Source organism: Methyloglobulus sp. (genome assembly GCF_040079455.1).
Lineage (GTDB): Bacteria > Pseudomonadota > Gammaproteobacteria > Methylococcales > Methylomonadaceae > Methyloglobulus.
Genome location: NZ_JBEBKJ010000002.1, coordinates 40,892 through 67,373 on the forward strand (window position 1 = coordinate 40,892; position 26,482 = coordinate 67,373).

Annotated in this window: 28 protein-coding genes; 27 read left to right on the plus strand and 1 reads right to left on the minus strand. The window is 44.1% G+C overall.

Features of this window, described 5'->3' with window-relative positions; translation table 11 throughout:
• Nucleotides 1-90 precede the first annotated feature (90 nt).
• The 16 genes from ABL924_RS00940 to ABL924_RS01015 all read left to right on the plus strand — a co-directional run bounded on the left by ABL924_RS00940 (nt 91) and on the right by ABL924_RS01015 (nt 18,133).
• Nucleotides 91-447, plus strand: coding sequence for an ATP synthase subunit I (locus ABL924_RS00940; RefSeq protein WP_349025191.1), 357 nt, complete (start codon nt 91-93; stop codon nt 445-447).
• Nucleotides 448-525: 78 nt separating this feature from the next.
• Nucleotides 526-1,308, plus strand: a complete 783-nt coding sequence (atpB, locus tag ABL924_RS00945) for a F0F1 ATP synthase subunit A (protein ID WP_349020005.1) — start codon at nt 526-528, stop codon at nt 1,306-1,308.
• 61 nt (nt 1,309-1,369) lie between these two features.
• Nucleotides 1,370-1,639 carry a F0F1 ATP synthase subunit C gene (gene atpE, locus ABL924_RS00950; RefSeq protein ID WP_200922740.1) on the plus strand — a complete coding sequence of 90 codons (270 nt, stop codon included), beginning with the start codon at nt 1,370-1,372 and terminating at the stop codon, nt 1,637-1,639.
• Between the two features lie 34 nt (nt 1,640-1,673).
• Nucleotides 1,674-2,144 (plus strand): F0F1 ATP synthase subunit B, encoded by a 471-nt coding sequence (locus ABL924_RS00955; protein ID WP_349025192.1) that lies wholly within the window; start codon nt 1,674-1,676, stop codon nt 2,142-2,144.
• Between the two features lie 8 nt (nt 2,145-2,152).
• On the plus strand, nt 2,153-2,686 hold the full coding sequence (locus ABL924_RS00960) for a F0F1 ATP synthase subunit delta (RefSeq protein WP_349025193.1): 534 nt from the start codon (nt 2,153-2,155) through the stop codon (nt 2,684-2,686).
• Between the two features lie 16 nt (nt 2,687-2,702).
• Complete coding sequence (atpA, locus tag ABL924_RS00965) at nt 2,703-4,244, plus strand: F0F1 ATP synthase subunit alpha (RefSeq protein WP_349020002.1); 1,542 nt, start codon at nt 2,703-2,705, stop codon at nt 4,242-4,244.
• A 12-nt stretch (nt 4,245-4,256) separates the two neighbouring features.
• A complete protein-coding gene (atpG, locus tag ABL924_RS00970) occupies nt 4,257-5,120 on the plus strand; it encodes a F0F1 ATP synthase subunit gamma (RefSeq protein ID WP_349025194.1) in 864 nt (287 codons plus the stop codon).
• Nucleotides 5,121-5,158: 38 nt separating this feature from the next.
• Nucleotides 5,159-6,538 carry a F0F1 ATP synthase subunit beta gene (gene atpD, locus ABL924_RS00975; protein WP_349025195.1) on the plus strand — a complete coding sequence of 460 codons (1,380 nt, stop codon included), beginning with the start codon at nt 5,159-5,161 and terminating at the stop codon, nt 6,536-6,538.
• 23 nt (nt 6,539-6,561) lie between these two features.
• Nucleotides 6,562-6,984 (plus strand): F0F1 ATP synthase subunit epsilon, encoded by a 423-nt coding sequence (locus tag ABL924_RS00980; protein WP_349025196.1) that lies wholly within the window; start codon nt 6,562-6,564, stop codon nt 6,982-6,984.
• 91 nt (nt 6,985-7,075) lie between these two features.
• Nucleotides 7,076-8,446 carry a bifunctional UDP-N-acetylglucosamine diphosphorylase/glucosamine-1-phosphate N-acetyltransferase GlmU gene (glmU, locus tag ABL924_RS00985; protein WP_349025197.1) on the plus strand — a complete coding sequence of 457 codons (1,371 nt, stop codon included), beginning with the start codon at nt 7,076-7,078 and terminating at the stop codon, nt 8,444-8,446.
• A gap of 13 nt (nt 8,447-8,459) precedes the next feature.
• Nucleotides 8,460-10,289 carry a glutamine--fructose-6-phosphate transaminase (isomerizing) gene (gene glmS, locus ABL924_RS00990; RefSeq protein ID WP_349025198.1) on the plus strand — a complete coding sequence of 610 codons (1,830 nt, stop codon included), beginning with the start codon at nt 8,460-8,462 and terminating at the stop codon, nt 10,287-10,289.
• Nucleotides 10,290-10,432: 143 nt separating this feature from the next.
• The gene (locus ABL924_RS00995; protein WP_349025199.1) at nt 10,433-11,290 is read left to right on the plus strand and encodes a TnsA endonuclease N-terminal domain-containing protein; all 858 of its coding nucleotides are present in this window, start codon (nt 10,433-10,435) and stop codon (nt 11,288-11,290) included.
• Nucleotides 11,268-13,379, plus strand: a complete 2,112-nt coding sequence (locus ABL924_RS01000; RefSeq protein WP_349025200.1) for a Mu transposase C-terminal domain-containing protein — start codon at nt 11,268-11,270, stop codon at nt 13,377-13,379. The genes ABL924_RS00995 and ABL924_RS01000 overlap by 23 nt, the downstream gene beginning before the upstream one ends.
• Nucleotides 13,372-15,018 carry an ATP-binding protein gene (locus ABL924_RS01005; protein ID WP_349025201.1) on the plus strand — a complete coding sequence of 549 codons (1,647 nt, stop codon included), beginning with the start codon at nt 13,372-13,374 and terminating at the stop codon, nt 15,016-15,018. The genes ABL924_RS01000 and ABL924_RS01005 overlap by 8 nt, the downstream gene beginning before the upstream one ends.
• Nucleotides 15,019-15,020: 2 nt before the next feature.
• On the plus strand, nt 15,021-16,553 hold the full coding sequence (locus tag ABL924_RS01010; protein WP_349025202.1) for a TnsD family Tn7-like transposition protein: 1,533 nt from the start codon (nt 15,021-15,023) through the stop codon (nt 16,551-16,553).
• Entirely contained in the window at nt 16,550-18,133 is a 1,584-nt protein-coding gene (locus ABL924_RS01015; protein ID WP_349025203.1) for a Tn7-like element transposition protein TnsE, read from the plus strand. Before ABL924_RS01010 ends, ABL924_RS01015 begins: the two co-directional genes overlap by 4 nt.
• A gap of 190 nt (nt 18,134-18,323) precedes the next feature.
• Here the strand turns inward: ABL924_RS01015 and ABL924_RS01020 are convergent, their stop codons facing one another.
• Nucleotides 18,324-19,040, minus strand: coding sequence for a LuxR family transcriptional regulator (locus ABL924_RS01020; protein ID WP_349025204.1), 717 nt, complete (start codon nt 19,038-19,040; stop codon nt 18,324-18,326).
• 323 nt (nt 19,041-19,363) lie between these two features.
• Here ABL924_RS01020 and ABL924_RS01025 point away from each other — a divergent pair, with 323 nt between their 5' ends.
• The 11 genes from ABL924_RS01025 to ABL924_RS01075 all read left to right on the plus strand — a co-directional run bounded on the left by ABL924_RS01025 (nt 19,364) and on the right by ABL924_RS01075 (nt 26,479).
• Nucleotides 19,364-19,909, plus strand: coding sequence for a DUF6624 domain-containing protein (locus ABL924_RS01025; protein ID WP_349025205.1), 546 nt, complete (start codon nt 19,364-19,366; stop codon nt 19,907-19,909).
• A 140-nt stretch (nt 19,910-20,049) separates the two neighbouring features.
• Nucleotides 20,050-20,820 (plus strand): haloacid dehalogenase type II, encoded by a 771-nt coding sequence (locus ABL924_RS01030; protein ID WP_349025206.1) that lies wholly within the window; start codon nt 20,050-20,052, stop codon nt 20,818-20,820.
• A gap of 152 nt (nt 20,821-20,972) precedes the next feature.
• Complete coding sequence (locus tag ABL924_RS01035) at nt 20,973-21,476, plus strand: carboxymuconolactone decarboxylase family protein (protein ID WP_349025207.1); 504 nt, start codon at nt 20,973-20,975, stop codon at nt 21,474-21,476.
• 58 nt (nt 21,477-21,534) lie between these two features.
• Nucleotides 21,535-22,209 (plus strand): DJ-1/PfpI family protein, encoded by a 675-nt coding sequence (locus ABL924_RS01040; protein ID WP_349025208.1) that lies wholly within the window; start codon nt 21,535-21,537, stop codon nt 22,207-22,209.
• Between the two features lie 23 nt (nt 22,210-22,232).
• The gene (locus ABL924_RS01045; protein WP_349025209.1) at nt 22,233-22,526 is read left to right on the plus strand and encodes a hypothetical protein; all 294 of its coding nucleotides are present in this window, start codon (nt 22,233-22,235) and stop codon (nt 22,524-22,526) included.
• 51 nt (nt 22,527-22,577) lie between these two features.
• Nucleotides 22,578-23,633 carry an alpha/beta hydrolase gene (locus ABL924_RS01050; protein ID WP_349025210.1) on the plus strand — a complete coding sequence of 352 codons (1,056 nt, stop codon included), beginning with the start codon at nt 22,578-22,580 and terminating at the stop codon, nt 23,631-23,633.
• A 2-nt stretch (nt 23,634-23,635) separates the two neighbouring features.
• Nucleotides 23,636-24,469 carry an alpha/beta hydrolase gene (locus ABL924_RS01055; RefSeq protein ID WP_349025211.1) on the plus strand — a complete coding sequence of 278 codons (834 nt, stop codon included), beginning with the start codon at nt 23,636-23,638 and terminating at the stop codon, nt 24,467-24,469.
• A 56-nt stretch (nt 24,470-24,525) separates the two neighbouring features.
• On the plus strand, nt 24,526-25,128 hold the full coding sequence (locus ABL924_RS01060; protein WP_349025212.1) for a glutathione S-transferase family protein: 603 nt from the start codon (nt 24,526-24,528) through the stop codon (nt 25,126-25,128).
• Nucleotides 25,129-25,186: 58 nt separating this feature from the next.
• Entirely contained in the window at nt 25,187-25,600 is a 414-nt protein-coding gene (locus tag ABL924_RS01065; RefSeq protein ID WP_349025213.1) for a DUF4260 domain-containing protein, read from the plus strand.
• Between the two features lie 94 nt (nt 25,601-25,694).
• Nucleotides 25,695-26,003 carry a DUF1272 domain-containing protein gene (locus ABL924_RS01070; protein WP_349025214.1) on the plus strand — a complete coding sequence of 103 codons (309 nt, stop codon included), beginning with the start codon at nt 25,695-25,697 and terminating at the stop codon, nt 26,001-26,003.
• Between the two features lie 107 nt (nt 26,004-26,110).
• Complete coding sequence (locus ABL924_RS01075) at nt 26,111-26,479, plus strand: nuclear transport factor 2 family protein (protein ID WP_349025215.1); 369 nt, start codon at nt 26,111-26,113, stop codon at nt 26,477-26,479.
• Nucleotides 26,480-26,482: the final 3 nt, after the last annotated feature.

Below are 26,482 nucleotides of genomic sequence, written 5' to 3' on the forward strand. Positions count from 1 at the left end.
AAGTCACTTCGGTGCTGGTCATTATTTATCTGTCTTGATTTAGTGCGTCCTGACAGATATAATTCTCCGACTAATGTATTTGGAGGTTTTGTGGCAGCTAGAGGATCATCTACTGTCGCTAAAATTCTGGGTTATCAAGTATTGATAATCACGGTTGTTAGCTTGGGTTTTGGTGTTGGAGGGTGGCAAAAAGCCTTCTCAGCAACCATAGGCGGGTTCGCAGCTTTCATTCCAAATCTGTATTTTGCGCTCCGCGTAGCTGGATCGGCGGAGCAAGATGCGAGAAAGGTCTTACGGTCTTTCTACGTGGGTGAATCAGTGAAGCTGTTGCTGACAGTGGCACTGTTCATGTTAATTTTTCAAATCCCAAATATTGAAATTTTACCGTTGATGGCGGGTTATATCGCTGCCTTATCGGTTTTTTGGTTTGCGCTCTTAATGCAGTGAATTTAAAGGGCTGCGTTGAGTTTAATTAAGATGCAGTGAATTTAATCAAGCTGCGCTGAATATTTTTTGAGAGGAACAATGGCTACCGAAGCTCACGCCGCAGAAGGTGCAACCGGTTATATCATCCATCACTTGACCCCACTAAGCGTGGGTGAGGGATTTTGGACATTACATCTGGACACCCTGTTTTTTTCGGCTGTATTGGGTGGCTTGTTTGTCTGGTTCTTTAAGAAAGCGGCAGAAAATGCTACGACAGAAGTTCCTGGCCTTGTGCAAAATTTCGTCGAAATGATGGTCGAATTCGTCGATACCCAAGTAAAAGACAGCTTTCATGGGCATAGCAAACTGATTGCACCACTCGCCCTGACCATTTTTTGCTGGGTTTTCCTGTTCAACTTCATGGATTTGTTCCCTATAGACCTGTTGCCGGCCATTGGTTCAGTCATGGGTATACCTTATTTACGGGTAGTGCCCAGCACCGATTTAAACGCAACTTTCGCCTTATCCATCTCAGTGTTCTGCCTGATTATTTTTTACAACCTAAAAATTAAAGGTTTGTGGAATTTTTCCAAGGAATTGTTGTTTCACCCATTTAATCATTGGTTGTTGATCCCGTTTAACCTACTGCTTAACTTTGTCGAATATCTGGCGAAGCCGATTTCACTTGCACTTCGGTTATTTGGTAACCTGTATGCAGGTGAATTGATATTTATGTTGATTGCTTTATTGCCTGCGTATCTCCAGCCTGTATTGAGCTTACCTTGGGCAATATTTCATATATTAATTATCACGTTGCAAGCCTTTATTTTTATGGTGTTGACTATCGTCTACCTAAGCATGGCGCACGAAGAAGCCCATTAACTATTTATAACTTACTTTTAATTACACTACGTTTGGAGTTGTCATGGAAATTGCTAAATTAATCGCCGATGTACAAGGTATGACCGCGATTGCTGTCGGTCTGGTTTTGGGTATGGGCGCATTGGGAACCGCTATCGGCTTTGGTCTATTGGGTGGAAAATTCCTGGAAGGCGCAGCACGTCAACCAGAAATGGTGCCGATGTTACAGGTCAAAATGTTCATTGTTGCTGGTTTGCTGGATGCTGTGACTATGATCGGTGTTGGTTTGGCGCTGTTCTTTACTTTTGCGAACCCATTCTTGTCAGCGGTACAGGCAGCGGCTGCGGGCTAAGGTTTTTTAATAACAGTCACGCGAGGAACGGTTCATGAGTATCAATATTACTCTGATTGGTCAAATAATTACATTTGCACTCCTTGTTTGGTTTGTGATGGAGTATGTCTGGCCGGTATTATTTGCCGCTTTAGAAGAGCGTAAAAAGAAAATTGCCGAAGGTTTGGCGGCGGCTGAAAAAGGCCATGAAGACATGCTGTTGGCTGAGAAAAAAGCCAAGGGTCTTTTAAAAACCGCTAAAGACCAATCATCTGACATTGTAAGTTTGGCACAAAGGCAAGCTAACGAGATCGTTGAAGAATCCAAAAACACAGCGAAAAAAGAAGGCGACCGCTTGATTCTTGCAGCAAAAGCGCAGATAGATCAAGAAGTACAGCACAGTAAGGAAACCTTGCGTAAAGAAGTTGCAGCCTTGGCCGTCGCCGCAGCAGAACAAATTTTGGTTGCGGAAATCGACAAGACCAAGCATCAAGAGATCGTCAATAAAATCTCGAAGAGGTTATAGGTCAGATAATGAGCGAATTGGCAACCTTAGCGAGACCTTATGCTTCTGCGGTGTTTAAGCGAGCCAAAGAAACCGCCTCCGCTGCAAAGTGGTCGGAAAACTTGGCTTTTATGTCGGCAGTTATTGGCAGCAAAGAAATATCGGTGTTGGTCGACAATCCGAAAGTCAAGAAGGACAAGCTTACCGAGCTGTTGCTTGATGTTAGCAAAGGACAAATCGACAACGAAGGTGTCAATTTCCTGCAATTGTTACTACAAAATAATAGATTGGCCTTATTGCCCGACATCGCTAGGCTTTTTGAAGAGCAAAAGGCCGAAGATGAAGGTTATATTGCCGTCGAAGTATTAACCGCTTTCGATTTTACCAAAGAGTCGCAACAAAAGTTTGCTGCAACCTTGGAAAAAACATTAAGCAAAAGAGTTCACATGAATGTGACCTTGGATAAATCATTAATAGGCGGTGTCCTGGTACGAGCCGGCGACCGTGTTATTGATGGTTCCGTTAGAGGTCAACTCCAAAATTTGCAAAAGGCTCTACTGTAAGAGTGAGAAATAGAACATGCAATTAAATCCATCTGAAATCAGTGATCTGATAAAAAAGAAGATCGAAAACTTTGATCTTAGCGCAGAATCCCACACGGAAGGCACTGTTGTCAGTGTGACCGATGGTATCGTGCGGATTCATGGCCTGTCCCAAGCCATGCAGGGCGAAATGCTGGAATTCCCAGGCAATGCTTTTGGTATGGCGCTCAACCTGGAAAGGGATTCCGTCGGTGCGGTTGTCCTGGGTGCTTATCAGCACATTTCAGAAGGCGACACCGTCAAATGTACCGGAAAAATTCTGGAAGTCCCTATCGGACGGGCATTATTAGGGCGCGTTGTTGATGCTTTGGGCAACCCCATTGACGGTAAAGGCGCTATCGCGACCACTGAAACCGCACCTATCGAAAAAATTGCCCCAGGTGTAATTGCGCGGCAATCGGTAGACCAGCCAGTGCAGACAGGGTTGAAATCTATTGATGCGATGATTCCAATCGGTAGAGGCCAGCGCGAATTGATTATCGGTGACCGCCAAACTGGAAAAACAGCTATTGCCATTGATGCCATCATTAACCAAAAAGGCACAGGCATTAAATGTATTTATGTGGCAATAGGGCAAAAACGTTCATCCATTGCTAACGTGGTACGCAAGCTAGAAGAACATGGCGCAATGGATCACACCATTGTTGTCGTAGCCTCTGCTTCAGAATCTGCTGCATTGCAGTTCATTGCGCCTTACACAGGTTGCTCAATGGGTGAATACTTCAGGGATTGCGGCGAAGACGCACTTATTATTTATGATGATTTGACTAAACAAGCCTGGGCTTATCGTCAAGTATCATTGCTACTCCGTCGTCCACCAGGCCGTGAAGCGTATCCAGGCGACGTGTTTTATTTGCATTCACGCTTGTTGGAGCGGGCTTCCCGCATTAACGCCGCCGAAGTTGAAAAACTGACGGGCGGAAAAGTGAAAGGCAAAACCGGATCGCTCACCGCATTACCAATCATCGAAACTCAAGGTGGTGACGTGTCGGCTTTCGTACCTACCAACGTAATTTCGATTACGGACGGACAGATCTTTTTAGAAAGCAACCTGTTTAACTCAGGCATTCGTCCTGCTGTTAACGCCGGATTATCGGTATCACGGGTTGGTGGCGCTGCACAAACCAAAATTATCAAAAAACTGGGCGGTGGAACTCGCTTAGATTTAGCGCAATACCGCGAGTTAGCAGCCTTCGCCCAATTTGCTTCGGACTTGGATGAAAGCACACGCAAGCAGATAGAACGCGGTCAACGTGTTACCGAATTGATGAAGCAAAATCAGTATTCGCCTATGTCGGTTGCCCAAATGGCAGTATCACTATTTGCCGCCAATGAAGGCTTTTTGGATGCCGTGGAAGTCAACAAAGTCCTAGCCTTTGAAGCATCATTATTGTCTTACATGAAATCGGAACATGCCGCCTTGATGGACACCATCAATACGACGGGCGATTTTTCAGATGATATTAAGCAAGGCATGAAGACCGCTATTGAATCTTTCGTTAAAACGCACAGTTGGTAACAAGGGTTTCTAATGGCTGTTGGTAAAGAAATACGAAGTAAGATCGCCAGTATTAAAAATACGCAAAAGATCACGCGTGCAATGGAAATGGTTGCGGCCAGTAAAATGCGTAAAACCAAGGACAGGATGCAAGCAACGCGGCCTTATTCAAAAAGAATTGGGCAGATTATCAAGCACTTGGCGCATGCCAATCCTGAATATAAGCACGGTTTTCTCGTTCAACGTGAAGTCAAGCGTGTGGGAATTATCGTAGTTAGCTCGGATAGGGGATTGTGCGGCGGACTGAATGCAAACCTCTTCAGAAAAACCCTGACCTACCTAATAGAGTGGGAAAAAGCTGGGGTCGAAGTCGATGTTTGCACGATAGGCACAAAAGCTTCCGGTTTCTTTGGCAACTTGAAAACCCATTTGGTTGGACAAGTCGTAAAGCTGGGTGATGCACCGCACTTGAATGATATTGTCGGTATTATCAAGATCATGTTAGATGCTTATGTCGAAGGTCGTATCGACGAGTTGTATGTAGTCAACAACGAATTTGTCAATACCATGACACAACATCCAACTGTTAATAGGATGTTGCCTGTTGTTGCAGATGATATCGAGGAAACTTTAAGCGGACATTGGGACTATATCTATGAGCCGGATGCCAAGGAAGTCCTCGATCATTTGCTTACCCGATATATAGAATCCATCGTCTACCAAGGCTTAGTAGAAAACAATGCCTGTGAGCAAGCTGCTCGTATGGTGGCGATGAAGAGTGCATCCGATAATGCCGGAAATCTTATCAAAGAATTGCAACTGATTTATAACAAGGCCAGACAGGCCGCGATCACTCAGGAAATTTCAGAAATCGTAGCCGGTGCGGCAGCGGTTTAAGCATAGCAAAGCGAATTATTATTTAAGAGGATAACTCAATGAGTTTGGGTAAAGTCGTTCAGATCATAGGTGCGGTTGTTGACGTGGAATTTTCACGCGAAGATATGCCTAAGGTTTATGATGCGTTAAACGTAGAAGGTAAAGACTTGGTGCTGGAAGTCCAGCAACAATTAGGCGATGGCGTGGTAAGGACTATCGCTATGGGTAGTACTGACGGTTTAAGTCGTGGTTTGTCCGTAAGCAATACCAAAGCACCGATTGCCGTGCCAGTGGGTAAAGAAACCTTAGGCCGTATCATGAACGTGCTGGGTCAACCGATAGACGAAAAAGGTCCGATTGGCGAAAAAGTCAAATGGGGGATTCACCGCGAAGCACCCAGTTATGCAGACCAAGCAGCAGCCAATGAATTATTGGAAACCGGCATTAAGGTTATCGACTTAGTTTGCCCTTTCACCAAGGGCGGTAAAGTCGGCTTGTTCGGTGGTGCTGGTGTAGGCAAGACCGTCAACATGATGGAGCTTATCCGTAATATCGCTATCGAACACAGCGGTTATTCAGTGTTTGCGGGTGTCGGTGAACGTACTCGTGAAGGGAATGACTTCTACCACGAAATGACCGACTCCAATGTTATCGACAAGGTGTCGCTGGTTTACGGACAGATGAACGAGCCACCTGGAAACAGGCTGCGCGTCGCATTGACCGGCTTGACAATGGCGGAATACTTCCGCGATGAAGGCCGTGATGTATTGTTCTTCGTGGACAATATTTACCGTTATACACTGGCAGGAACGGAAGTATCTGCGTTATTAGGCCGTATGCCTTCTGCGGTAGGTTATCAACCGACACTTGCGGAAGAAATGGGTGTGTTGCAAGAACGTATCACTTCAACCAAGACAGGATCTATCACCTCAATCCAAGCGGTTTACGTACCAGCGGACGACTTGACCGATCCTTCGCCAGCAACAACATTCGCGCATTTGGATGCGACCGTGGTATTGTCCCGACAAATCGCTGAGTTAGGTATTTACCCGGCGATTGATCCTTTAGATTCAACCAGCCGCCAGCTTGATCCATTAGTGATCGGACAAGAGCATTATGATGTTGCCCGAAAAGTGCAAGGCATCTTGCAACGTTATAAAGAGTTGCGCGATATTATCGCCATTTTGGGTATGGACGAGCTTTCCGAAGAAGACAAATTGACGGTATCCAGGGCGCGTAAAATGCAACGCTTCTTGTCGCAACCGTTCTTTGTTGCCGAAGTCTTTACCGGATCACCAGGAAAATATGTTTCCCTTAAAGATACAATAGCAGGTTTCAAAGGTATTATTGACGGGGAATATGATGCTATTCCAGAGCAGGCGTTTTACATGGTCGGCACGATAGAAGAAGTGCTGGAAAAAGCGAAAAACATGAAATAAGCTGACGTACCGCAGAGAAAATTATGGTCATGACCGTACATGTAGACATCGTTAGTGCAGAAAAGGAAATATTTTCTGGCTTGGCGGAAATGGTATTTGCACCTGCTGAACTGGGCGAGGTAGGTATTTCGCCTCGTCACGCGCCGTTCATTACCCGCTTAAAGCCGGGCGAAGTGCGCGTTAAAGTCAGTGAAACAGAAAGCTACCCTTTCTACGTTTCCGGTGGAATGCTGGAAGTGCAGCCGCATTTGGTTACCGTGTTGGCGGATACTGCAATTAGGGCGAAAGACATAGATGAAGCCGCCGCCATCGAAGCGAAAATAAGAGCTGAGGAAGCCTTGGCAGATAAGTCCGGTAAAATAGATTACGTAACCGCCCAAGCAAAGTTGGCGGAAGCGATTATGCAGCTAAGAACCTTGGATCGGCTCAGAAAGCGCGGTAGTTGATTGCGCTATCTGAAATGGCGTTCCAGAAATTTCTGTACAAGCCCGATAGCGGAGTAGATTCGTTGTCGGGCTTTTTTGTTTAGGAGGTTAAATGAATATTATGACGATTATTTTGGCAGCCGGTAAAGGCACACGGATGCGCTCAGAAATTCCCAAAATCATGCACAAAATTGCCGATAGACCGTTATTGCAGCATGTTTACGACATGAGCAAACAGTTAGCTAATAACAAGATAACGATAGTTTATGGGCATGGCGCAGACTTAGTTAGAGACAGTTTAAAACACTTGGAATCCCGTTGGATTGAGCAAAAGCAACAGCTAGGGACAGGTCACGCAGTGCAACAGGCCGCTGACCAGATCGGCGATGCTGATACCGTGTTGATACTGTATGGAGACGTGCCTTTACTGAAATTGACGACAGTGCAAACCTTATTGGCAAATGTAAATGAAAAGTCCTTAGGCTTGCTTACGGTTAACCTTACCAATCCTAAAGGTTACGGCAGGATAGTAAGGGATTCCTCTGGACAGGTACAAAAAATTGTCGAAGAAAAAGATGCTTCCAATGACGAAAAATTAATCAAGGAAGTCAATACTGGCATCATGGCGGTGAAAGGCGGTAAATTAAAATCATGGTTGATCAGGCTTACTAATAACAATGCTCAAGGCGAGTACTATTTGACGGACATTATCGAAATGGCCGTAGGCGAAAAAATAAAAGTAATAACTAATCAGCCGAGTACCGAAGATGAGGTAATGGGTGTTAATAACCGAATGCAGCTCAGCCATTTAGAACGAATTTTCCAAAAAGAGCAAGCCGATAGTTTAATGGAACAAGGGGTTACCTTGCGTGATCCATTACGATTTGATTTAAGGGGTTGCGTCGAATCGTTAGGGCAAGATATCGACATTGATATCAATGTCATCTTAGAAGGAAACAATAGAATAGGGAGCAACGTCACCATAGGTGCGAACACCCGGATTATAAATTCCATTATAGGCGACCATGTAGAAATTCTTGATAATTGCATCATAGAAAATGCGGTCATAGGCGCGGGTAGCAGAATTGGGCCATTCGCCAGATTGCGACCAGACACGGTTTTGGCAAATAACGTCCATATTGGCAACTTTGTCGAAATAAAAAAGTCAGACGTTGCTGAGAAAAGCAAAATCAATCACTTAAGTTATATTGGCGATACCACTGTGGGCAGCAACGTCAATATTGGTGCAGGGACGATTACCTGCAACTATGATGGAGTCAATAAATTCAGGACAATTATTGAAGACGGCGCATTTATCGGTTCAGATACGCAATTGGTTGCTCCAGTTACGGTAGGTAAAAATGCCACCATAGGTGCTGGTTCAACCATCACAAAAGATAGTCCAGAAAATCAATTAACATTGAGCCGGGTAAAACAGGTTTCAATTTCAGGCTGGCAACGTCCAGAAAAGAAACAAAGCTAACAGGAAAAATAATATGTGTGGAATTGTCGGCGGCATAGCGCAAAGAAACGTTGTTCCTATCTTGTTGGAGGGCCTTAAGCGGCTCGAATACCGAGGTTATGATTCAGCAGGTTTGGCTGTTATCCATAACAACGAGATTTACCGGAAACGGGAATTAGGTAAGGTCAAGGGTTTAGAGGCTTTGTTGCAAGCCGATCCCATATCAGGGCATATCGGTATCGCGCATACCCGTTGGGCGACGCACGGAAAACCCAGCACCGCGAATGCACATCCCCATATTTGCCGGAATAAAGTGACCGTTGTACACAATGGCATCATTGAAAATCACGAAGAACTAAGAAGCCAACAAACTGAAGATGGCCATTTATTCACCTCGCAAACGGATACCGAAGTTATTGTTCACCAAATATTTGACGCAATTGAGACATCAGGTAATTTTGTCGAGGCCGTCAAACAGTCCTTAACAAAATTAGAAGGTGCCTATGCCTTAGGCATCATGTGTACAGATCATCCTGATACCTTGATAGCTTGTAGAAAAGGTAGCCCTTTAGTAATTGGCGTGGGTATCGGCGAACACTTCATTGCCTCGGATGTGGCGGCATTGTTGCCTGTTACCCAACGGTTTATGTTCCTGGAGGATGGCGATGTTGCTGTCATAAGTATTAATGAAGTAGTTATCTACGATAAAGATGACAACATCGTGAGTCGGCCTGTCAAAGAAAGCCAACTTACGGCGGAAGCGGCGGAAAAAGGCGAATACCGTCATTACATGCTGAAAGAAATTTATGAACAGCCATTTGCTATTTCGCAAACATTAGAAGGCCGTTTCATCAATAACCGTTTGCAGGAAAACTCATTTGGCCATAATGCCGCAGCCATTTTTGACAGCACCAAAGCGATTTTAATACTGGCTTGTGGCACTAGTTACCATGCTGGCTTAGTTGCCCGATACTGGCTTGAAGAGCTGGCAAGAGTTCCTTGTAATATAGAAGTCGCCAGCGAATTCCGTTACAGAAATCCAGTATTAGCTCCAGATACCTTAATTGTCACTATTTCCCAGTCCGGTGAGACAGCAGACACATTGGCGGCATTGCTGGAAGCCAAAAAATTGGGCGCCAAACATTCACTAGCCATCTGCAATGTACCAGAAAGCTCACTCGTACGGGAATCTGATCTGGTCATGATGACCCGTGCCGGCCCTGAGATTGGTGTCGCATCAACTAAAGCCTTCACAACCCAGCTAGTCACCCTGATGTTACTGGTGATTGCAGTGGGGAGACGGTTTCAACTGGGTGAAGCCATGGAAAAAAAATTGACCTCGGAACTGTTCACCTTGCCAGGGAAAATTGAAAAAGTCTTGCGACTTGACGACCAAATTAAAGCCTTATCGGAGCAATTCGCAGAAAAACAAAATGCCTTATTTCTCGGCAGAGGAACGCATTATCCGATAGCGATGGAAGGCGCCTTAAAGCTCAAGGAAATTTCCTACATTCATGCGGAAGCTTATCCCGCTGGTGAATTGAAACATGGCCCGTTGGCACTGATTGACGCGGACATGCCCGTTATCACCGTGGCACCGAACAACAGCCTATTGGAAAAATTAAAATCCAATATACAAGAAGTTAGCGCACGCGGCGGTCAATTGATTGTGTTCATGGATGAGACTTTGTCTGCGGTTGCCGACAGCAATATCCAGATATTAAAGATTCCGCAAGTGGACAATGAAATATCGCCAATTGTGTACACCGTTCCGTTACAACTTCTGTCCTACCATGTTGCCGTTTTAAAGGGTACCGATGTCGATCAGCCCAGAAATCTAGCGAAATCGGTGACGGTTGAATAGGCGGTGGCTAAACCGTCGTTTGTTGTGTAAATTGACATTAAAGTATCATACTTACAATAAAGAGTCATACTAAACAAAAAAGTATCATCCTTAAGGTGTACTAAGTTAAACTAAGTCTATCGGAATAGCTTAGGACACCTACCATGGCTTCGTTTCTTAACCCATTTCCTAAGACAGTCGCCGACTTACTAGACGCATCAATCATTAAGCGATTCAAAGAAGGTCGCGGTCAAGGATACGGCAAACACTATAAGCCTTTTTTGACAGTTCGTGATGTGCCTAGCAAAGGGCGTGTTCACCGAAGACCTTCAATTACCCACGGTCGGGTAGTTCATCTACTCTCAGATTTAGAGTTAGCGGCGTTTGTGCTTTTCGACTGGCATGAATCTGTCGTTGATATTCGCGAGCAATTCCCACTAAATCCTGAAAAAACTATCAATATCGCGAATCGAACAGGTATAAAACACCCTGCAGCCAAAGGTGTTAATCAAGTAATGACTACTGACCTGCTGATTGATTTGAAAATGGATGGGAAACTTTCAACTCAAGCCATTTCAGTTAAATATCGAGATGACCTTGAAGACCCTCGAGTTATAGAAAAACAAGAAATTGAAAAGCGGTTTTGGGAGGGAGAACAGATTCAGTGGTTCATATTTACCGAAAACGAGGTACCGCATACTTTAATTCAAAACATAAAATGGTTAATTCCACATATTCATAGCTTCGATTTACAAAAATCTGATCAAATGCTGATTTTTGAGCAAGTACAGTATGCAATCGAGACATATCCTGGAGATAAAATTGCAAATGTAATGAAATTGCTCGATGAGAATCAAAATAAGCCTATTGGATCACACCTTTCATACCTGAGACATTTACTCGCACAACGAGCATTTTACTGGGATATGAACAGCATTAATCATAAATCGCTCAAGACGAGCAACCTTATGGTATCCGAACACTGGCTTTCAGGGGAACATGAATATGTTTATGCCAAATGATGTTTATTCGCTTGAAAGTCAGCGGATTAGAGTGCTTTGGTCAAATATGCAAATCGTATTTTGGATCGATATTGACGATGACAAAGCACTGCCTAAATTAGCTCCAAAAAGTGAGTTAGAACACTTGATGGCAAAAGGTTCTCTGAAAGCGATTGATGATCCGCATATATCTCTGGCCCTTAATTCGCCTCCACCAGGATCATTGGCCGAGCAAGTCCAAGCTAAAGCTTGGAATGCGATCAAAGAGATTGTGATCCGAGAGCCAGAAATATACTACCGTAAAACAAGAGGCCCTTTGTTTAATAAGGTACTCGAAGCTAGTGGGGCTACAAAGCAAACTCTTTATCGTTGGTTGCGCCGGTACTGGCAATTTGGGCTTTGTAGGAATGCGTTGCGCGGTCGTTTTGAAAACTGTGGGGGTGCTGGGAAAACCAAAGGTGCGGGTGATAAAAAAAGAGGCGCACCAAGAACTCGTTCGCCTGGCACAGGCATTAATGTCGATGAACAAATTCGATTGATATTTAGGGTGGCGATTGAAAAATGTTTGCTGCATGAGGGTAAGTACGAATTTGATTATGCTTACAATCAGGTGCTAATAGCCTATGGTGTGCCAAAACCCTGCAAGCCGGAAGATATTCTTGAAGTGCCCACCGAGCGCCAGTTCCGATATTTTTATGAGAAGGAATATTCGCCTATTGAAGTCACTCGAAAACGAGAGGGGGAAATAAACTACCTGAAAGATTTTCGCCCAGTTTTGGGCACTTCTACCGCCGAAGTAGCAGGGCCAGGAAGTCGATACCAGATTGATGCTACGATTGCTGATGTCTATTTAGTTTCTGAAAGAGATCGCGAAGAAATTGTCGGTCGGCCAACGGTTTACTTTGTCGTTGATGTTTTTAGCCGTGCAATTGTTGGATTATATGTCGGCCTTGAAAACCCATCTTGGGTCAGTGCGATGGAAGCATTGATTAATGCTGCCTGCGATAAGGTGGCGTATTGTAAAAGTTTTGGGATAGACATTACAGACGACTTGTGGCCTACAGTAGGTTTGTCAGAGGCGTTAATAGGTGATCGTGGTGAAATGTTAGGCCGCCATGTTGAAGTCATGAGCAAGGCGTTCAACATCAACATTGAAAATACACCGCCCTATAGAGCCGATTGGAAAGGAATAGTTGAGCGGTTCTTTCGGACTTCGCAAACGAAGATGAAACCATTTGTAGAAGGCTATGTAACGAAGAACCCTATAGGTAAAAAGCGGCATGGAAAAGACTATCGTCAGGATGGTATTCATACCCTGAAAGAGTTTATCCAAATGATCATTCGCATAGTCCTCTTTTATAACAATGAGCACATTGTTTCGACTTATGACCCTGACCAGGATGTGCCGCCAACTTTACCGCACCATCCCTTAACCCTTTGGAATTGGGGAATTGAATATCGAACTGGGCGATTACGACGACCAGCGGAAGACTTAGTTCGCGTTAATCTTTTTCCGCATTCAAAAGCCACTATCACTGAGCACGGTCTACGGCTCTTTGGTTGTTATTTCAGCTGTAAAGCAGCAATTGAATTTGGGTGGTTCGAAGGAAATTACAAAGGATCGAAAATCGTCATTGTTGCTTACGATTTTTACTCTATTAACAAAATTTACATCCGGTCTAACGATTCATTCTCCGAGTACATCGAAGCCGAATTGACCGAACGTAGTCGGGAATATCGAGATTTAACAATTTGGGAGGTTTGGAATCGAAATGATGTTAAAGCGGAGACAGCTGCTGTATCCAAACTTACGAAACGAGCCGGATCAGTAAATTTGGTCACTGAACTCGAAGCAATAGCTAAGCAATCAAGGGACAATCAGCCAGCTGTGAAGAAGAAAACCAAGCTAGAGAGGGTAAGAGGGATAAAGGACAATAAAAAAGCTGAACGCCAATATGAGCGTACTAAAAAAGCAATTAACGGTGAAGCGGCAAAAACTGCCTTACATGATAACGTGATTCCCATTCGGGAGGAAGAATCTCGTCGAGTGAGTTTTAAACTACCAACAAGGTTGAAAGACTTGCTAAAGGAGGACTCTCAGGATGAATAATGAAACTCAGACTAGATTTCCGGAAGCGAACTATATCGATCCTGGATTACCTGAATATGCTGAAAATCCATGTATCGCAGCTTTACCACCAATTATGGATGAGTATAGTGTCGTGAAGCTACTGACTCAACGGCCCAGTATCAGCGAAGTAGAAAAATATTTACCGGGCCACATTCGAGTACATGTAATTAGTCGGCTAACCAAGAATTTCTTTCAACCGCTCACAACGCATCTTCATCTGGAGCGAAAACTCTCATTACTGATTCGACAGGGTTATCTGGGTAGAAACCCAAAATATCCCGACTTTAAAAAACATCTCAATAACTGCTATCAAAAGATCATAAAGCAGGATTTGGAAGTATACGTTCATGACGATGTAGATTCAACTGCGTCTTCAATGTCTGTTGTAGGTATTTCTGGTACGGGTAAATCGACGACTTTTAACATAATTTTAAAAACCTATCCGAAAGTAATTTATCACCCTGATTATAATTTGATCCAAATACCCTGGATAAAAGTGGATTGTCCGCACGATGGGACGCTGACTGAGTTTTGCTATAGATTTTTTATGGCTTTAGATCGTCGGCTTAATACAAATTACCGACAAAAGATTGGTTCCGGACGTCCTAGCATTGGTAAGTTGATTGCCGAACTTGCCAACCTATGCCTTATTCATGCAGTAGGTTTGTTGGTGATTGATGAGTTTCAACATATGAACCTTGCTAAAAGTGGCGGCGAAAAAAAGATGATCAACTTTTTGGTTACCTTGGTAAATACCATAGGGGTGTCAGTGATATTGGTCGGCACACCAAAGGCTTTGCCTATTTTTGCCGGTGAATTTCGTCAAGCAAGAAGGGCATCGGGCGAAGGCAGTATCGTTTGGAACCGAATGCCGTATGATGAAAGTTGGGATGATTTTATCGATGAAATGTGGTCATTTCAGTGGTTGAGAAATATGCAGCCACTAAATGAAGCGATTAGAAATAAGCTCTATGAACTATCACAGGGTATTGCCGATATAGTCGTAAAGTTGTTCTGTTTGGCGCAAGCACGCTCAATTTTGCTTGCTCAGTCCGCGGACGATGAATTCATTTCCGTTGAGCTTTTGGAAGACGTATTCGAGGAGGAGTTTTCAACCGTGGGTCCAATGTTGGAGGCTTTGAGAGAAAATAATGAACGAAAGCTCCGAGAGTGCGCTGACCTAGTTTTGCCTGATATCGAAGGAAAACTGCTAAATACCTTCGACCACTTAAAAAAGCAAACGGTAACAAAACCCATAATTGTCGAAACTGGGGATGCGGAAGAGTCTGGTTTTGCGACAAGTGCATTAAAAGCATTAACCGCAATGGGCATTAATCAAGATATTGCCTTGCCATTGATTGCCGAATCAATCCAAAACAATCCAAATTTAACGCTCATTCAAGTGGTGCATGCAGTTACCAGTTTAATGACAATCACAGAACAAGAGCAAAAACCAAAAAATAATCGACCAAAAATGGCATTGGTAAAATCTTCTAATTGGGGGCAGCTAAATGGAGATGACCTGCGAAAAGTACAATTCGTTAAAACAGCAACTATGTATGAATCATTAGTGGAGTCTGGCTTCATCTATCCCGTGGAAAATTTATTAGCAGGCTAGTTATGCTTGCTTACTTTCCACAACCTTACCCAGATGAGCTTCTTTATAGCGTAGTTGCCCGATATGCTGTGCACACAGGGCAAGATAACCAAAAAGCAGTAATTAGGGATATTTTTGGTTCAAACTCTGCCGCGGCAGTACCCGATATGCCGAGCCACATTGACCGCCTCATATCAGCAACTAAAGCTATATGGCGAACTAGCCCAGAACACATAATTAGTCAAAACACGCTTGCACCGTTTTACCTCCCGTTTCTGGCACCCGAGAAAGCAGATTCCGTGGTTAACTCAATGCGATCTGCGCAAGGTGGTGATATTCATACCAGGGCTGGCATTGCAGCTTCAACTATCAAGCGCCCCATTTACTTTCGTTATTGCCCAAAGTGTGTTGAAGAACAAATAAAGGTTTACGGCGAGCCCTATTGGAAGAGACAAAACCAAGTAACAGGCTTGGGGTTTTGTTCAGCGCACATGACTAAATTGATCAACTCAGACGTTGAATTTCACCCGAAATCTAAGCATTTGTTTGTTCCTGCGGCATTGGTCAATTTAACACAGGTAGTCGAATGTTTAGTGGGTTCTTCAAAGGAGCTGCAATTGAACAAGCACGTTGAAATTTTGTTAAACAATCCAATTAATATCCGGCTGACTCATTGGCAATGGACATTATTTTATCGCAATTTGGCAAAGCATCATGGGTTATTGAATGGCATAAGGGCTGATCATTCAGCAATTAACTTACTGATTAAGGATTGTTGGCATTCGTCTCCTGTTTTTGCGCTGATTCCATTTGAACAGCCGGAAAATTTATGGCTTGCGAATATCTTTAGAAAGCATAGAAAATCGTTTTATCCCATTAGACACGCTATGGTTTGGGTGGCTTTAGCTCCTGATTTATCAACCACCGAAATATTATCCCAGGTGGCTAATTATCCAGTCCAACCAGAACGGAGAAAACAATTTACTTCATTACCTGCTTCAGATCAGGAGGTTTCAATAAAACGAGTTTTATGGCGTAATCTTACCATTAAGAATCCTGACTGCGGTGTAAAGCGACTTCGTATCCTGGAAAGCGGAAGTGCTCTGTATACATGGTTGTATCGTCACGATTACAATTGGTTAATACAAAATAAGCCAAGAAAATCCGTTAACCCGCCAAAGAATAAAACTGATTACGAAAAACTAGATTCAGATGTTCTAAATGAACTTGTTACCATAAAGTCAGGTTTCCATACATTGAATGACCGTCCTAGACTGTCACGAACATTCTTGCTCCGTCAATTGGCAAGATATAGCAGTATTGAAAAATATTTGAAAAGGCTTCCGATAACGCGAGAGTGGCTCGAAAAAGAATCAGAGTCAATCGAAGATTTTCAGATTTATCGCCTGAGCAAAGTTGCATTGGAAATGCGAAAGTCAGGAATAGAATTGCAGGCGTGGAAACTCATACGGGCTGCTGGATTAAAACCGCAAAAAATACCTCCCCGAATTTATTCAATCATTGATAGTTTAGTGTCTGAAAAGAAGCTTAGATGAGTCAAATTACTTTCACAAATATACCCAAGGGATCAAAACTAATTCTTATGGGAGATTTTTTTCGAACACCAGGTGAAGATTGGCGTGTGACATGTTATTTTTTAGCCAACCGAAACAAGCCTTTTCGAAAAGCAATGCCAGTTGACCTGCTACCTGCCCTCAGTGTTGGTTCAATTTATCCCAGAGCTACCGATGTGAATGCGGCTCATGGTTATAGAGGTAGGTTTGTGATCCCTAATGGTTATCAATGGGATCAATTGCAATATCACGATCTACCAAAAAGCTTGCAGCGGCTGAATGAATATGAAGGACAATTGAAAAACCAAAATATATATCGCATAAGTGTTGCTGATAAGGTTTTTTGGTTACCTACTTTAGAACTCGCCCGTCGATTGCATTTTCACTCAGCTGAGCTAGTGCGTACCGCGTTTCTTCAAGCAAACACTTTATCGTTAGCACGAGCAACGCTTGAAAGCTGGGTGGGACGGGTTGATTTTACATCAAATATTCCACTGTCTTATATGAATAGTCAGGAATACCGCAAGTATTTCGCTTGGTTGTTATTTGACCAAGAAGCTCAAAATAGTTTTTGTTCCATTTTTAAACATTTAAATAGAGAAAGTCGCTTTGACAATCAGGTTGAGAGGTGGAGCTTTAACTTTTCTCCGCCTGCGATGGCCGGTTGTGAAATTTCATGGGTAGGTTATACAGGCACTGACAGTGAGCAAAATCACTATTACATTCGTGAAATTCTTGCAATTGCTGCATTACCTTCGCCTCCAGTCAACAGGGTATGGTTTAGTCATCCTGACGATGTATTAGTCTTAAATGAAGAGGGGGTTGGGAACAACAAAGAAAAATCTGGTAAAAAGGTTGTTCAACCAAAACAAATCGATCCAGTACAAGCTTCCATAGCAAGTCAAAAACGATATTTATTAGAAATTAATCGTGCCGGGTTGCATTTTGATACAGATATTGAGCTAAAACGCAGTTCAAGGCGGGTACAGATTTATCCAAAAGACGAAGAAACAGCGTTGGATTCAATGGATGTTGAAGAAACTGTGGGAATTACGGAAGGCAAAATCGCAGGAACTCTACCGCGTGCCGATATTGATTTGCTTAAAGAAAGAGAACTCATCGAAGCACCAGAAAAAATGAAGTTTTTTAGCCGAATGCTTGAAGGGCTGAAGGAATTCAACGAATGGGATTATCAGGTTAAATTAGGAACAGTGCCACAATGTAACTGTCGAACAGCTCACCTAATCGACGGACGAAAGCGCCAATATAGCCATGTAATGCTTCAGCGAGATTCTGATACTATGGTACACATCCTTGAAATCGAACTAAAACAGGATGAAAGCCTATCAACGTTACTCTTTCGCTCCAACGCGGTAGAAGATTCCCTAGAGTTGATTCTTGATGGGTTGATGCGAAATTCAATCAAATGGGATAGAGGAATTATTGCTGAGCAAACTACTGCCCGGCATTACTTAGACCATCCAGACAGAAAAATAAAAAGTGAAGATGATGCACTGACATCCTGGGTTGCGCGAGCTAGCCAGAAAATTGTTACCCTCTAGTACTTATATCTGTTTTAGGTATGATTTGACAGAAGAAGGTCGCTTCATGGCGGATTCAAGTTTTTGGATCATCCTTAGGCAATTATCAGAACTGAAACTGGCTTTGATAATCTCAACAGCAGGAGCGGAGACCGTTTCACCGCCCAATCCAGATTAGGACCTGTCGTTAAACTGCTGGATGGCGATTTCATTAAATCCACCGCAATAATACCGCCTTAACCACCGCCGCTGTTTTATTGTGAGTGCCTGTTTTTTGCAGCACATTATTGATATGAAAATTTACCGTTCGTTCGGTAATTCCCATTTGCGTAGCAATTTCATGTGCAGATTTACCTTCCGCAGACCAACGCAGCACCTCAACCTCGCGTTGGGTTAAGGGATTTTCGCTAGCGATAGCAAAATCCTGGGCAGCTAACTTATATAACCCCTGATGGGCTAATTGGGTAAGCCAAGAAAAGAGCATTTGCTTATCCGCCAATTCATTCGCCTGCAAAGCCTCACCTGATCGGGCTAACGTTAACATACCCAAAAATCCGTCAGCATTGCAGTAAGATTGCGACCAGCCGTGATCTATGCCAAATTCTTTGGCATCTTCCCAAAAATCGGGGGCAGACCCAAGTAAGCTGCTAGACCAGATTAAGGGGAAGGTTGAGCGACTGCCATGCTGAACGACAGGGTCAACGGCAAAATAGTTATTTTTTACATAACGGATTTGCCAGTCTGATGAATAGTTGGATAACCAAATGGTTTTTGGGTTCATCACCGGATAGGGCGCACGTAAACCAAACGCGCAATAATCGAAACCCAAAACGCTAGCTGTTGTGGCTAAATGCTCGAAGAAATCCTTCTGGTTGTCGGCGAACAAAAGTAGTTCCAGGTGTTCTTCCAACCATTTCTGTATATTCATATTAAAAGACCTATGCCTTAAACAAACAAGCTAATCAAGAATTAGGGTGCTACAAAAACATAACGTTTAACTGCGGAATAATTCGGGCACAAAATAAATTATACAGAGTTGCAAACGGATACCTGTCAAAATTGACAGCTATGCAAATGCTATAAATTAAGATTTAATGCCTTTAAATGTATAATTTGAAGCATTACGTTCAAGTGGGACGCGCCTTATTTGGTGGATTTGAAGGGTTGTTATTTTTCGGCTTCGGTGGCTTCGCCAATCTTCCGTAACAAGCGCGCCCTTCTTTACGTTAGCTATTACAAAGGATGCATGGGTTGAACCGGCAATTACAAGCTGAACTGCTATCAATGCAAGAAGAAGATCAACGCATCCTGCAAGAGTTGATTGACAGTGGAGAGCTCGGCACTGTTGAGTATCACCCAAGAATTAAGGCAATCCACGAAAAGAACAATGTACGCATCAAAGAAATCATAAGTCGCCACGGATGGCCTGGAATAAGTTCCGTTGGCAAGGAAGGTTCGGAAGCCGCGTGGCTGATTGTTCAGCACGCGGTATTAGATACAAAATTTATGAATGAATGTTTAACTTTGTTACAGGAAGCCGTCCATCAAGGCGAAGCAGAAGGATGGTGCTTCGCCTATTTGCAAGATAGAGTGCTTACTATGTCTGGTAAGCCGCAAATATATGGAACTCAACACGACACTGACGAAAATGGTATTGCCTTTCCTTTGCCTATGAAAGAGCCAGGAAAAGTTGATTTGCTGCGCCAAGAAGTGGGGCTTGAGCCTCTATCCGAAGCCACTAAACGCATTCAGGAAAGACAAAATGCAACTAAGAGTAATCGTGAAACCAATGGCTAACATTACGCTCAAGCGGGACGCGCCTTTTCGTGGCGGTTTTGAAGGCTTGTGTTTTTCCGGCTTCGGCGGCTTCGCCAACCTTCCGTGACAGGCGCGCCCCTTAGCTTAGTCACCATAATTTTAACCACTCGGGTAAACACATGAGCCATATACATTTCAATAAGATGGTCGCTTCAATTTTCTTGATAGCGATCTTTATTCTTCCGCGACAGGCACAAACATCGGAACTTCCCTACAAGGCGGTAGCTTTCGATTATTTCGTCATCTTTGACCCCAACTCAGTCGTTGGCGAAGTTGAAAAAGTTTTTCCTGGCAAAGGCATGGATTTCACCAAAGCGTGGCGTGCCAAACAATTTGAATATGGCTTCCTGCGCTCCATCACAAAAAATCACGAGGACTTTTTTAAAGTTACAGAAGATGCCTTGCTTTACACCATTGAGAATATGAAACTTGAAGCGACCCAAGCCCAGAAAAAGCAACTTCTTATTGCCTATCTATCGCTAAAGCCCTGGCCTGATTCAATTGAAGGCTTGAAAAAGCTGAAAGCTGCTGGCATAAAAATCATCACTATCTCCAATTTTAGCAAGATGATGCTTAAGTCCAATGCAGATAGTGCTGGAATTGCCGATCTTTTTGATGAGCTAATAAGTACTGAAATCAACGGCACATACAAACCAGACCCAGAGGCGTACGCATTAGGACTACAACACCTTGGGTTGAAGAAAGAGGATGTTGTCTTCGCGGCTTTTGGCGGTTGGGATGCCTACGGTGCAAAAAGTTTTGGCTACCCGACTTATTGGGTCAATCGCTTCAACTTACCAACGGAAAAATTAGGTATTCAGGCAGACGGGACAGCCAATAATTTTCAAGGCTTAGTGGACTTTGTTTTGGGCGAAAAAACACATCATTAAACAATGGCGCAATAACTTTTAGCATCCGCAGTACAGCAGAGATATACATGTTATGTTGATGCCGCCCAAGCGGGACGGTTGCTATCACGGCCGTCCCCTTGGTTCTAAATTAGGATTATTGTTAACGTTAGACAACACTAGGAGAACATCAGATGACTGAACGAATCAACTACTGGAAGCTAATTGGCCCAGAGGCCACGCTGTTGACCCAGATCGAAGACCAACTCAACCACGGGCCGTTGGATTTACGCCTCCTGGAAATGGTTCGGCTGCGTGCGTCACAGATCAATGGTTGCGGTTTCTGCGTGCGATACCATTCGCAGCGCCTGCGAATGCTGGGTGAAACGGAAGAGCGCATTGACCTTATCATCGCTTGGCGTGAAGCCCCCTGTTACAGCGAACGAGAACAAGCCGTGCTGCAATGGGCGGAAACGATCACGCAGCTGTCGGATCACCGACATGTTCCTGATGCGCTGTATGAGCAAACTCGCCAATTTCTGAATGAGGAAGAATTGGCCTCGTTAACGCTCGCTGTGGCAATGGCGAACGTCTGGAATCGCATCGCCGTAGCTTTTCGCACGGATCATTCATCCATTGAGACCTTACTGAAAGCAGCCGACAATATGGTGCAATATTCAGAGCAAAAAATGGGTTAGACGTAAAAATCCAACGGTTTTTGTACATTGATGGGCATTAATTGCAATAGGAAGTCACATGAGTAAACTAAGACATTTGGTACTGCTAGCACTATTTAATGCCGTTTTTGTTGTTAATTCTGCCAACGCAGCATCCCATAAAATTGGAATTTTAGTGTTTGATGGCTTTTTGACGAGTGATGTCACCGCACCTATCGAAGTATTTGGTGCAGCAACAAAGAAGGCGTGGTTCTCCTCTTACGAGGTCGTCGTCATTTCTGCAACAACAAATAAGGAGGTTCGTTCAGAAGAAGGGCTGAAAATAATCGCTGATAAAACCATTTACGATGATCTCAAGCTTGATGTGTTGTTAGTTCCGAGCGCTTACGAAATGGATGGTTTTTTGAAAAACAAGGAACTTATCCAGTTTATTAAAAAACAAAATCAATCGGCATCCTGGATGGCAAGCAACTGCTCCGGTGCATTTTTACTCGGCGAGGCTGGCGTTCTTGATGGGAAAAATGCAACGACTTGGGCGGGGGGAGAAAAAGGCCTCTCAAAAGCCTACCCCAATATAAAAGTTCAGTCTGACCAAAATGTGGTTATTGACAATAAGGTTATCACCTCAAATGGCGGCCCCGTTAGTTATCAAGCGGCATTCATATTGTTGGCAAAGCTAAGTTCCGAAAAATTCTCACAAGAAATTACAGATGCAATACAGTTTAATAGGCTCAAAAGTGCATTCAAGCCATAGTCATCCATCCAGAGGTATTTTCATTGTTTGTCGTAATATTCCGGGCAAAAGTACGTAGTGTTGACAGCGAGTATTCGGCGGTTGCTGCGAGGCTGCGTGAATTGGCATTAGGCCAGTTTGGCTGCCTCGACTTTCAGGCCGTCACCGAGGGGGAAAATGAAATAGCGCTTTCCTATTGGCCAAACGAAGAAAGCATTCTGGCTTGGAAGTCACATTCGGAGCATGTCTTGGCGCAACAACTGGGCAGGGAGCGCTGGTATGAGTCTTATACTGTGCAAGTGGCAGAGATTACCCGTGAGTACCGTGTGCCTCTCTAACATGGCATCCAATGGAACACCGTCATTTGGCACGCTTAAGGTATTCTAAAAATGATACTGAGTAGTCTCCTGGTACGAGCCCTATTGGTTTTCTTTGGGATATGTGGTCTGGCTGCGATAGTGGGCAGCGTTTATCAAATGCAGGCAAGCGCCGCCGATTTAAAAGCGCATCCTGTACCGGGACGTATGGTTAACGTCAATGGGCTGAACTATCACCTGAACTGCACAGGCACAGGCACAGGTTCGCCAACGAGTATTTTGGAAGCCGGTTTGGGGGAAAGTGCCTTGAGCTGGTATCCGGTTCAAGCTAAACTCGCCCAAACAACACAAGTTTGCGCATACGATCGCGCCGGACTTGGATGGAGTGACCCGGCGGACGGCCCGATGTCGCTAGAGCAAGTTGCAACAAACTTGCATACGCTGCTTCGCAATGCATCGATTATGTCACCCTTTGTGTTGGTTTGCCATTCACGCGGCGGAATATTTTGCCGCCAGTTTTATCGCCAGTTCCCCAGTGAAGTGAAAGGCTTGGTTCTTGTTGATTCCACGCACGAACAAGGCGCTTTTCGGGAGTATCCTTATGCGCAAGCAGACTATTTTAAACAAAGAATCCAGATTGCCATTGCGCCTTTGCTGTCCCGTATTGGGGTTATTCGCTTGATGGGTTGGGCAAACGCTGACCGACAGCCATCACCTTTGCCTGCCGATATTTTGGCAGCGAAAACAGCCGTTCAAAACCGTACCGATACAACCCTCGCCGTCGTCAACGAAATAGCCGTGATGCGGAAAAGCTTGGATGCAGCGACCCCGCCGCCATCTTCGCTGGGCAAGCTGCCGCTGGTTGTATTGACTGCAGGCAAAGGAATAGATATTGGGTTGGCTGAACGTGAAGCCATAGCATCGAATAGTTCGGTAGAAAATGCCGTGGCAGTTGCACGTATTGAAAGCACGTCGCAGGAAGAATTGGCGGCCCTTTCATCAAACAGCAAGCATGTTATAGCGGATAGAAGTGGGCATTTCATTATGTATGACCAGCCTGACCTGTTGGTAAGCAATGTATTGGAACTATTGAATTCTGTTCGTTGTCTGTCCCCGCGTGATTGTTGAAGATGATGACGCCCATTAAGCCAGTGAAATATAGCCAGTTCGGTGCCGATAAGGGGCAGATAGTGATCTACTTCCACGGTGCGCCTGGAGCGCCGGAAGAATGTGCCATTTTTGATTCTTATGCAAAAGATAAGGGTTTGACGATTATTTGTTTAGAGCGGTTTTCTATTGATTGCTCAATAAGTGGAGAAGCGTATTATCAGTTCCTGGCCAGGGAGATTTCAACATTGGCCGACGGTAAATCGGTAGATTTTATTGGTTTCTCCATCGGTGCGTTCATCGCCTTTCAGACTAGCCGTTATATGGCTGATGGTGTCAGGAACATGCATTTGATTTCTGCGGCTGCGCCGTTGGAAGCGGGAGATTTTATAAACGCGATGGCAGGTAAACAGGTTTTTAAACTAGCCAAGGCATTTCCAGGATTGTTCGTTTTGTTGTCATACTGGCAAAGCTTGCTGGCTCTATTTTCCGCCAAGACACTATTTAATTTGTTGTTTGCCAGTGCCGCTGTTGCTGACAAAGCATTGGTCAACGACCGTGAGTTCCAAGCCAGTATCACCAACGTATTGCGGTCGTGTTTTATTGGCCACATCCAAGGCTATGTGCGTGACATAAAAGCGTATGTACAACCTTGGGAAACCACACTTTCTGACATTTCCGTCAATACGCACATCTGGCATGGGGCGGAGGATAACTGGTCGCCAACGCCGATGGCTGGCTACTTGAAATCAGCGATTCCGGGTTGCTCACATATCGAAATAATGGAAGGTTTGTCGCATTACTCATGTCTGTATGAAGCCGTGCCAAAAATATGCAGGCAATTGGGCAAGGCTTAAAATACAATCAATGCTCTTACCTTTTCGGTAGCATTTCAAGGAAATCGAGAACGAACATGTACAAACTTTATGACTTTTTACCTTCAGGAAATTGCTACAAAATTCGCCTTTTGCTTAATCAATTAGGCATTGACTATGAGCGGGTCAATGTTGATATTTTAAATAAAGAATCGCGTACGCCGGAGTTCCTAAAAATTAACCCTAATGGCCGCACGCCTGTTCTGTATCATGACGGGAAGTATCTTGCTGAGTCCAATGCGATTTTAGGGTATCTGGCTTCAGATACCCACTTTTTACCTAAAGGCAAATACGAGCAAGCCCTGGTTTTGCAGTGGATGTTCTTTGAGCAATATAGTCATGAGCCTAATATCGCAACCCCACGATATTGGGTGTCAATACTGAAGGCCGAAGAAGAATACAGGGAACAGCTGACAGCAAAAATGAAGCTCGGCTATGCTGCATTGGATGTCATGGAACAGCATTTGGCAATCAACACTTATTTTGTGGCTAACCAGTACAGTGTTGCGGATATTGCCTTGTATGCTTATACCCATGTTGCAGAAGAAGGCAAGTTTGATTTGTCAGGATACAGTAGTATACAGGCATGGTTTAAACGGGTTGAGAGCCAAGAAAACCATATTGACATTAAAAAAAGTTAACAAAACACTCAACCGAACGTGGTTACAATGCAGTTTTATTTTTTAGAGGGATACTTACATGCTTTCACTATTTGAAAAACCAAATGCTCTATTAAGATTAGAAGGCTTAGGCATTTTTCTTCTGGCACTTACCGTCTATTGGCAGCAGTCGTTTGACTGGACGCTATTTTGGTCAACCGTTTTGCTACCGGATTTAGCGCTTCTTGGGTACCTTGTTAATGCCCGGGTTGGCGCAGTCACTTACAATATCACCCACTCAAAATTGTTGCCTTGCGCTCTGGCTTTGGTCTCGGTCGCAGAAGGTGACACCTTAGCCTTGGCATTGTCACTTATTTGGTTCATTCACATTGGTGTTGATCGGCTGTACGGTTACGGCCTGAAATACCCAGAAGGATTCAAAATTACCCATCTTGGTGTTATTGGGCAAGTAAGCAACGTAACCTTTGGCCGTTACTTACCTTGTGGAAAATAAATGAAGTTTAACCAGTGCACGGGCTATACGGTTCTATTTTTCAGCTTTCTATGCCCGGTTAGCTTTATCTTAGCCATCATAGAAGAGAGAAGCCATGCTTGAACTCAGGCCAGCCTGTGAGCATTGCAACAAGCCGTTGCCGCCCGATTCACTTGAAGCACGTATCTGTAGCTATGAATGTACGTTCTGTGCCGCCTGTGTCGACACTATCCTGGGTAACGTTTGCCCGAACTGCGCTGGTGGCTTTGTACCTAGGCCCATCAGGCCGTCCAAGAACTGGAAAAGCGATAACTATCTTGGCAAAGACCCGGCGAGTACCCAGATCAAGCACAGACCCGTTGACCAGGAAGATCATGCGCGGTTTACGGCTGAAATTAGGTTAATACCACCCGAAAAGCGGTAACCCAAAAACTGGAAAGGGGATAATCCTGTAATTGAAGTTACAGCTTAGTCTGCCTGTCTCATCCACATTGAGTATCTCTCAGTAAAATTTATATAAGGAAAATGGCAATGGAAAACAATTCACATCAAGCTATTTGGGAAACCTACACACAATCGTGGTCTGAGGCAGACGTATCGAAGCGGCTGCAAATATTCGGGCAATGCTTGAATCCTGATTGCGTGTACACCGACCCGCTCATCCAGACGACAGGATACGACCAATTGTCCGGGTACATGGCGGAGCTTCACAAGAACGTGCCGGGCGTAAAATTTATAACCACTGATTTCAAAAGCCACCATGACCGCAGCCTTACTCATTGGAATATGGTTGATGGTAATGGCAACGTACTCTCCCAAGGCGCAAGCTATGGTTTGTACGGAACTGGTGGACGTTTACTGCAAATGACCGGATTCTTTGAACTACCTAACGCGGACTGAACG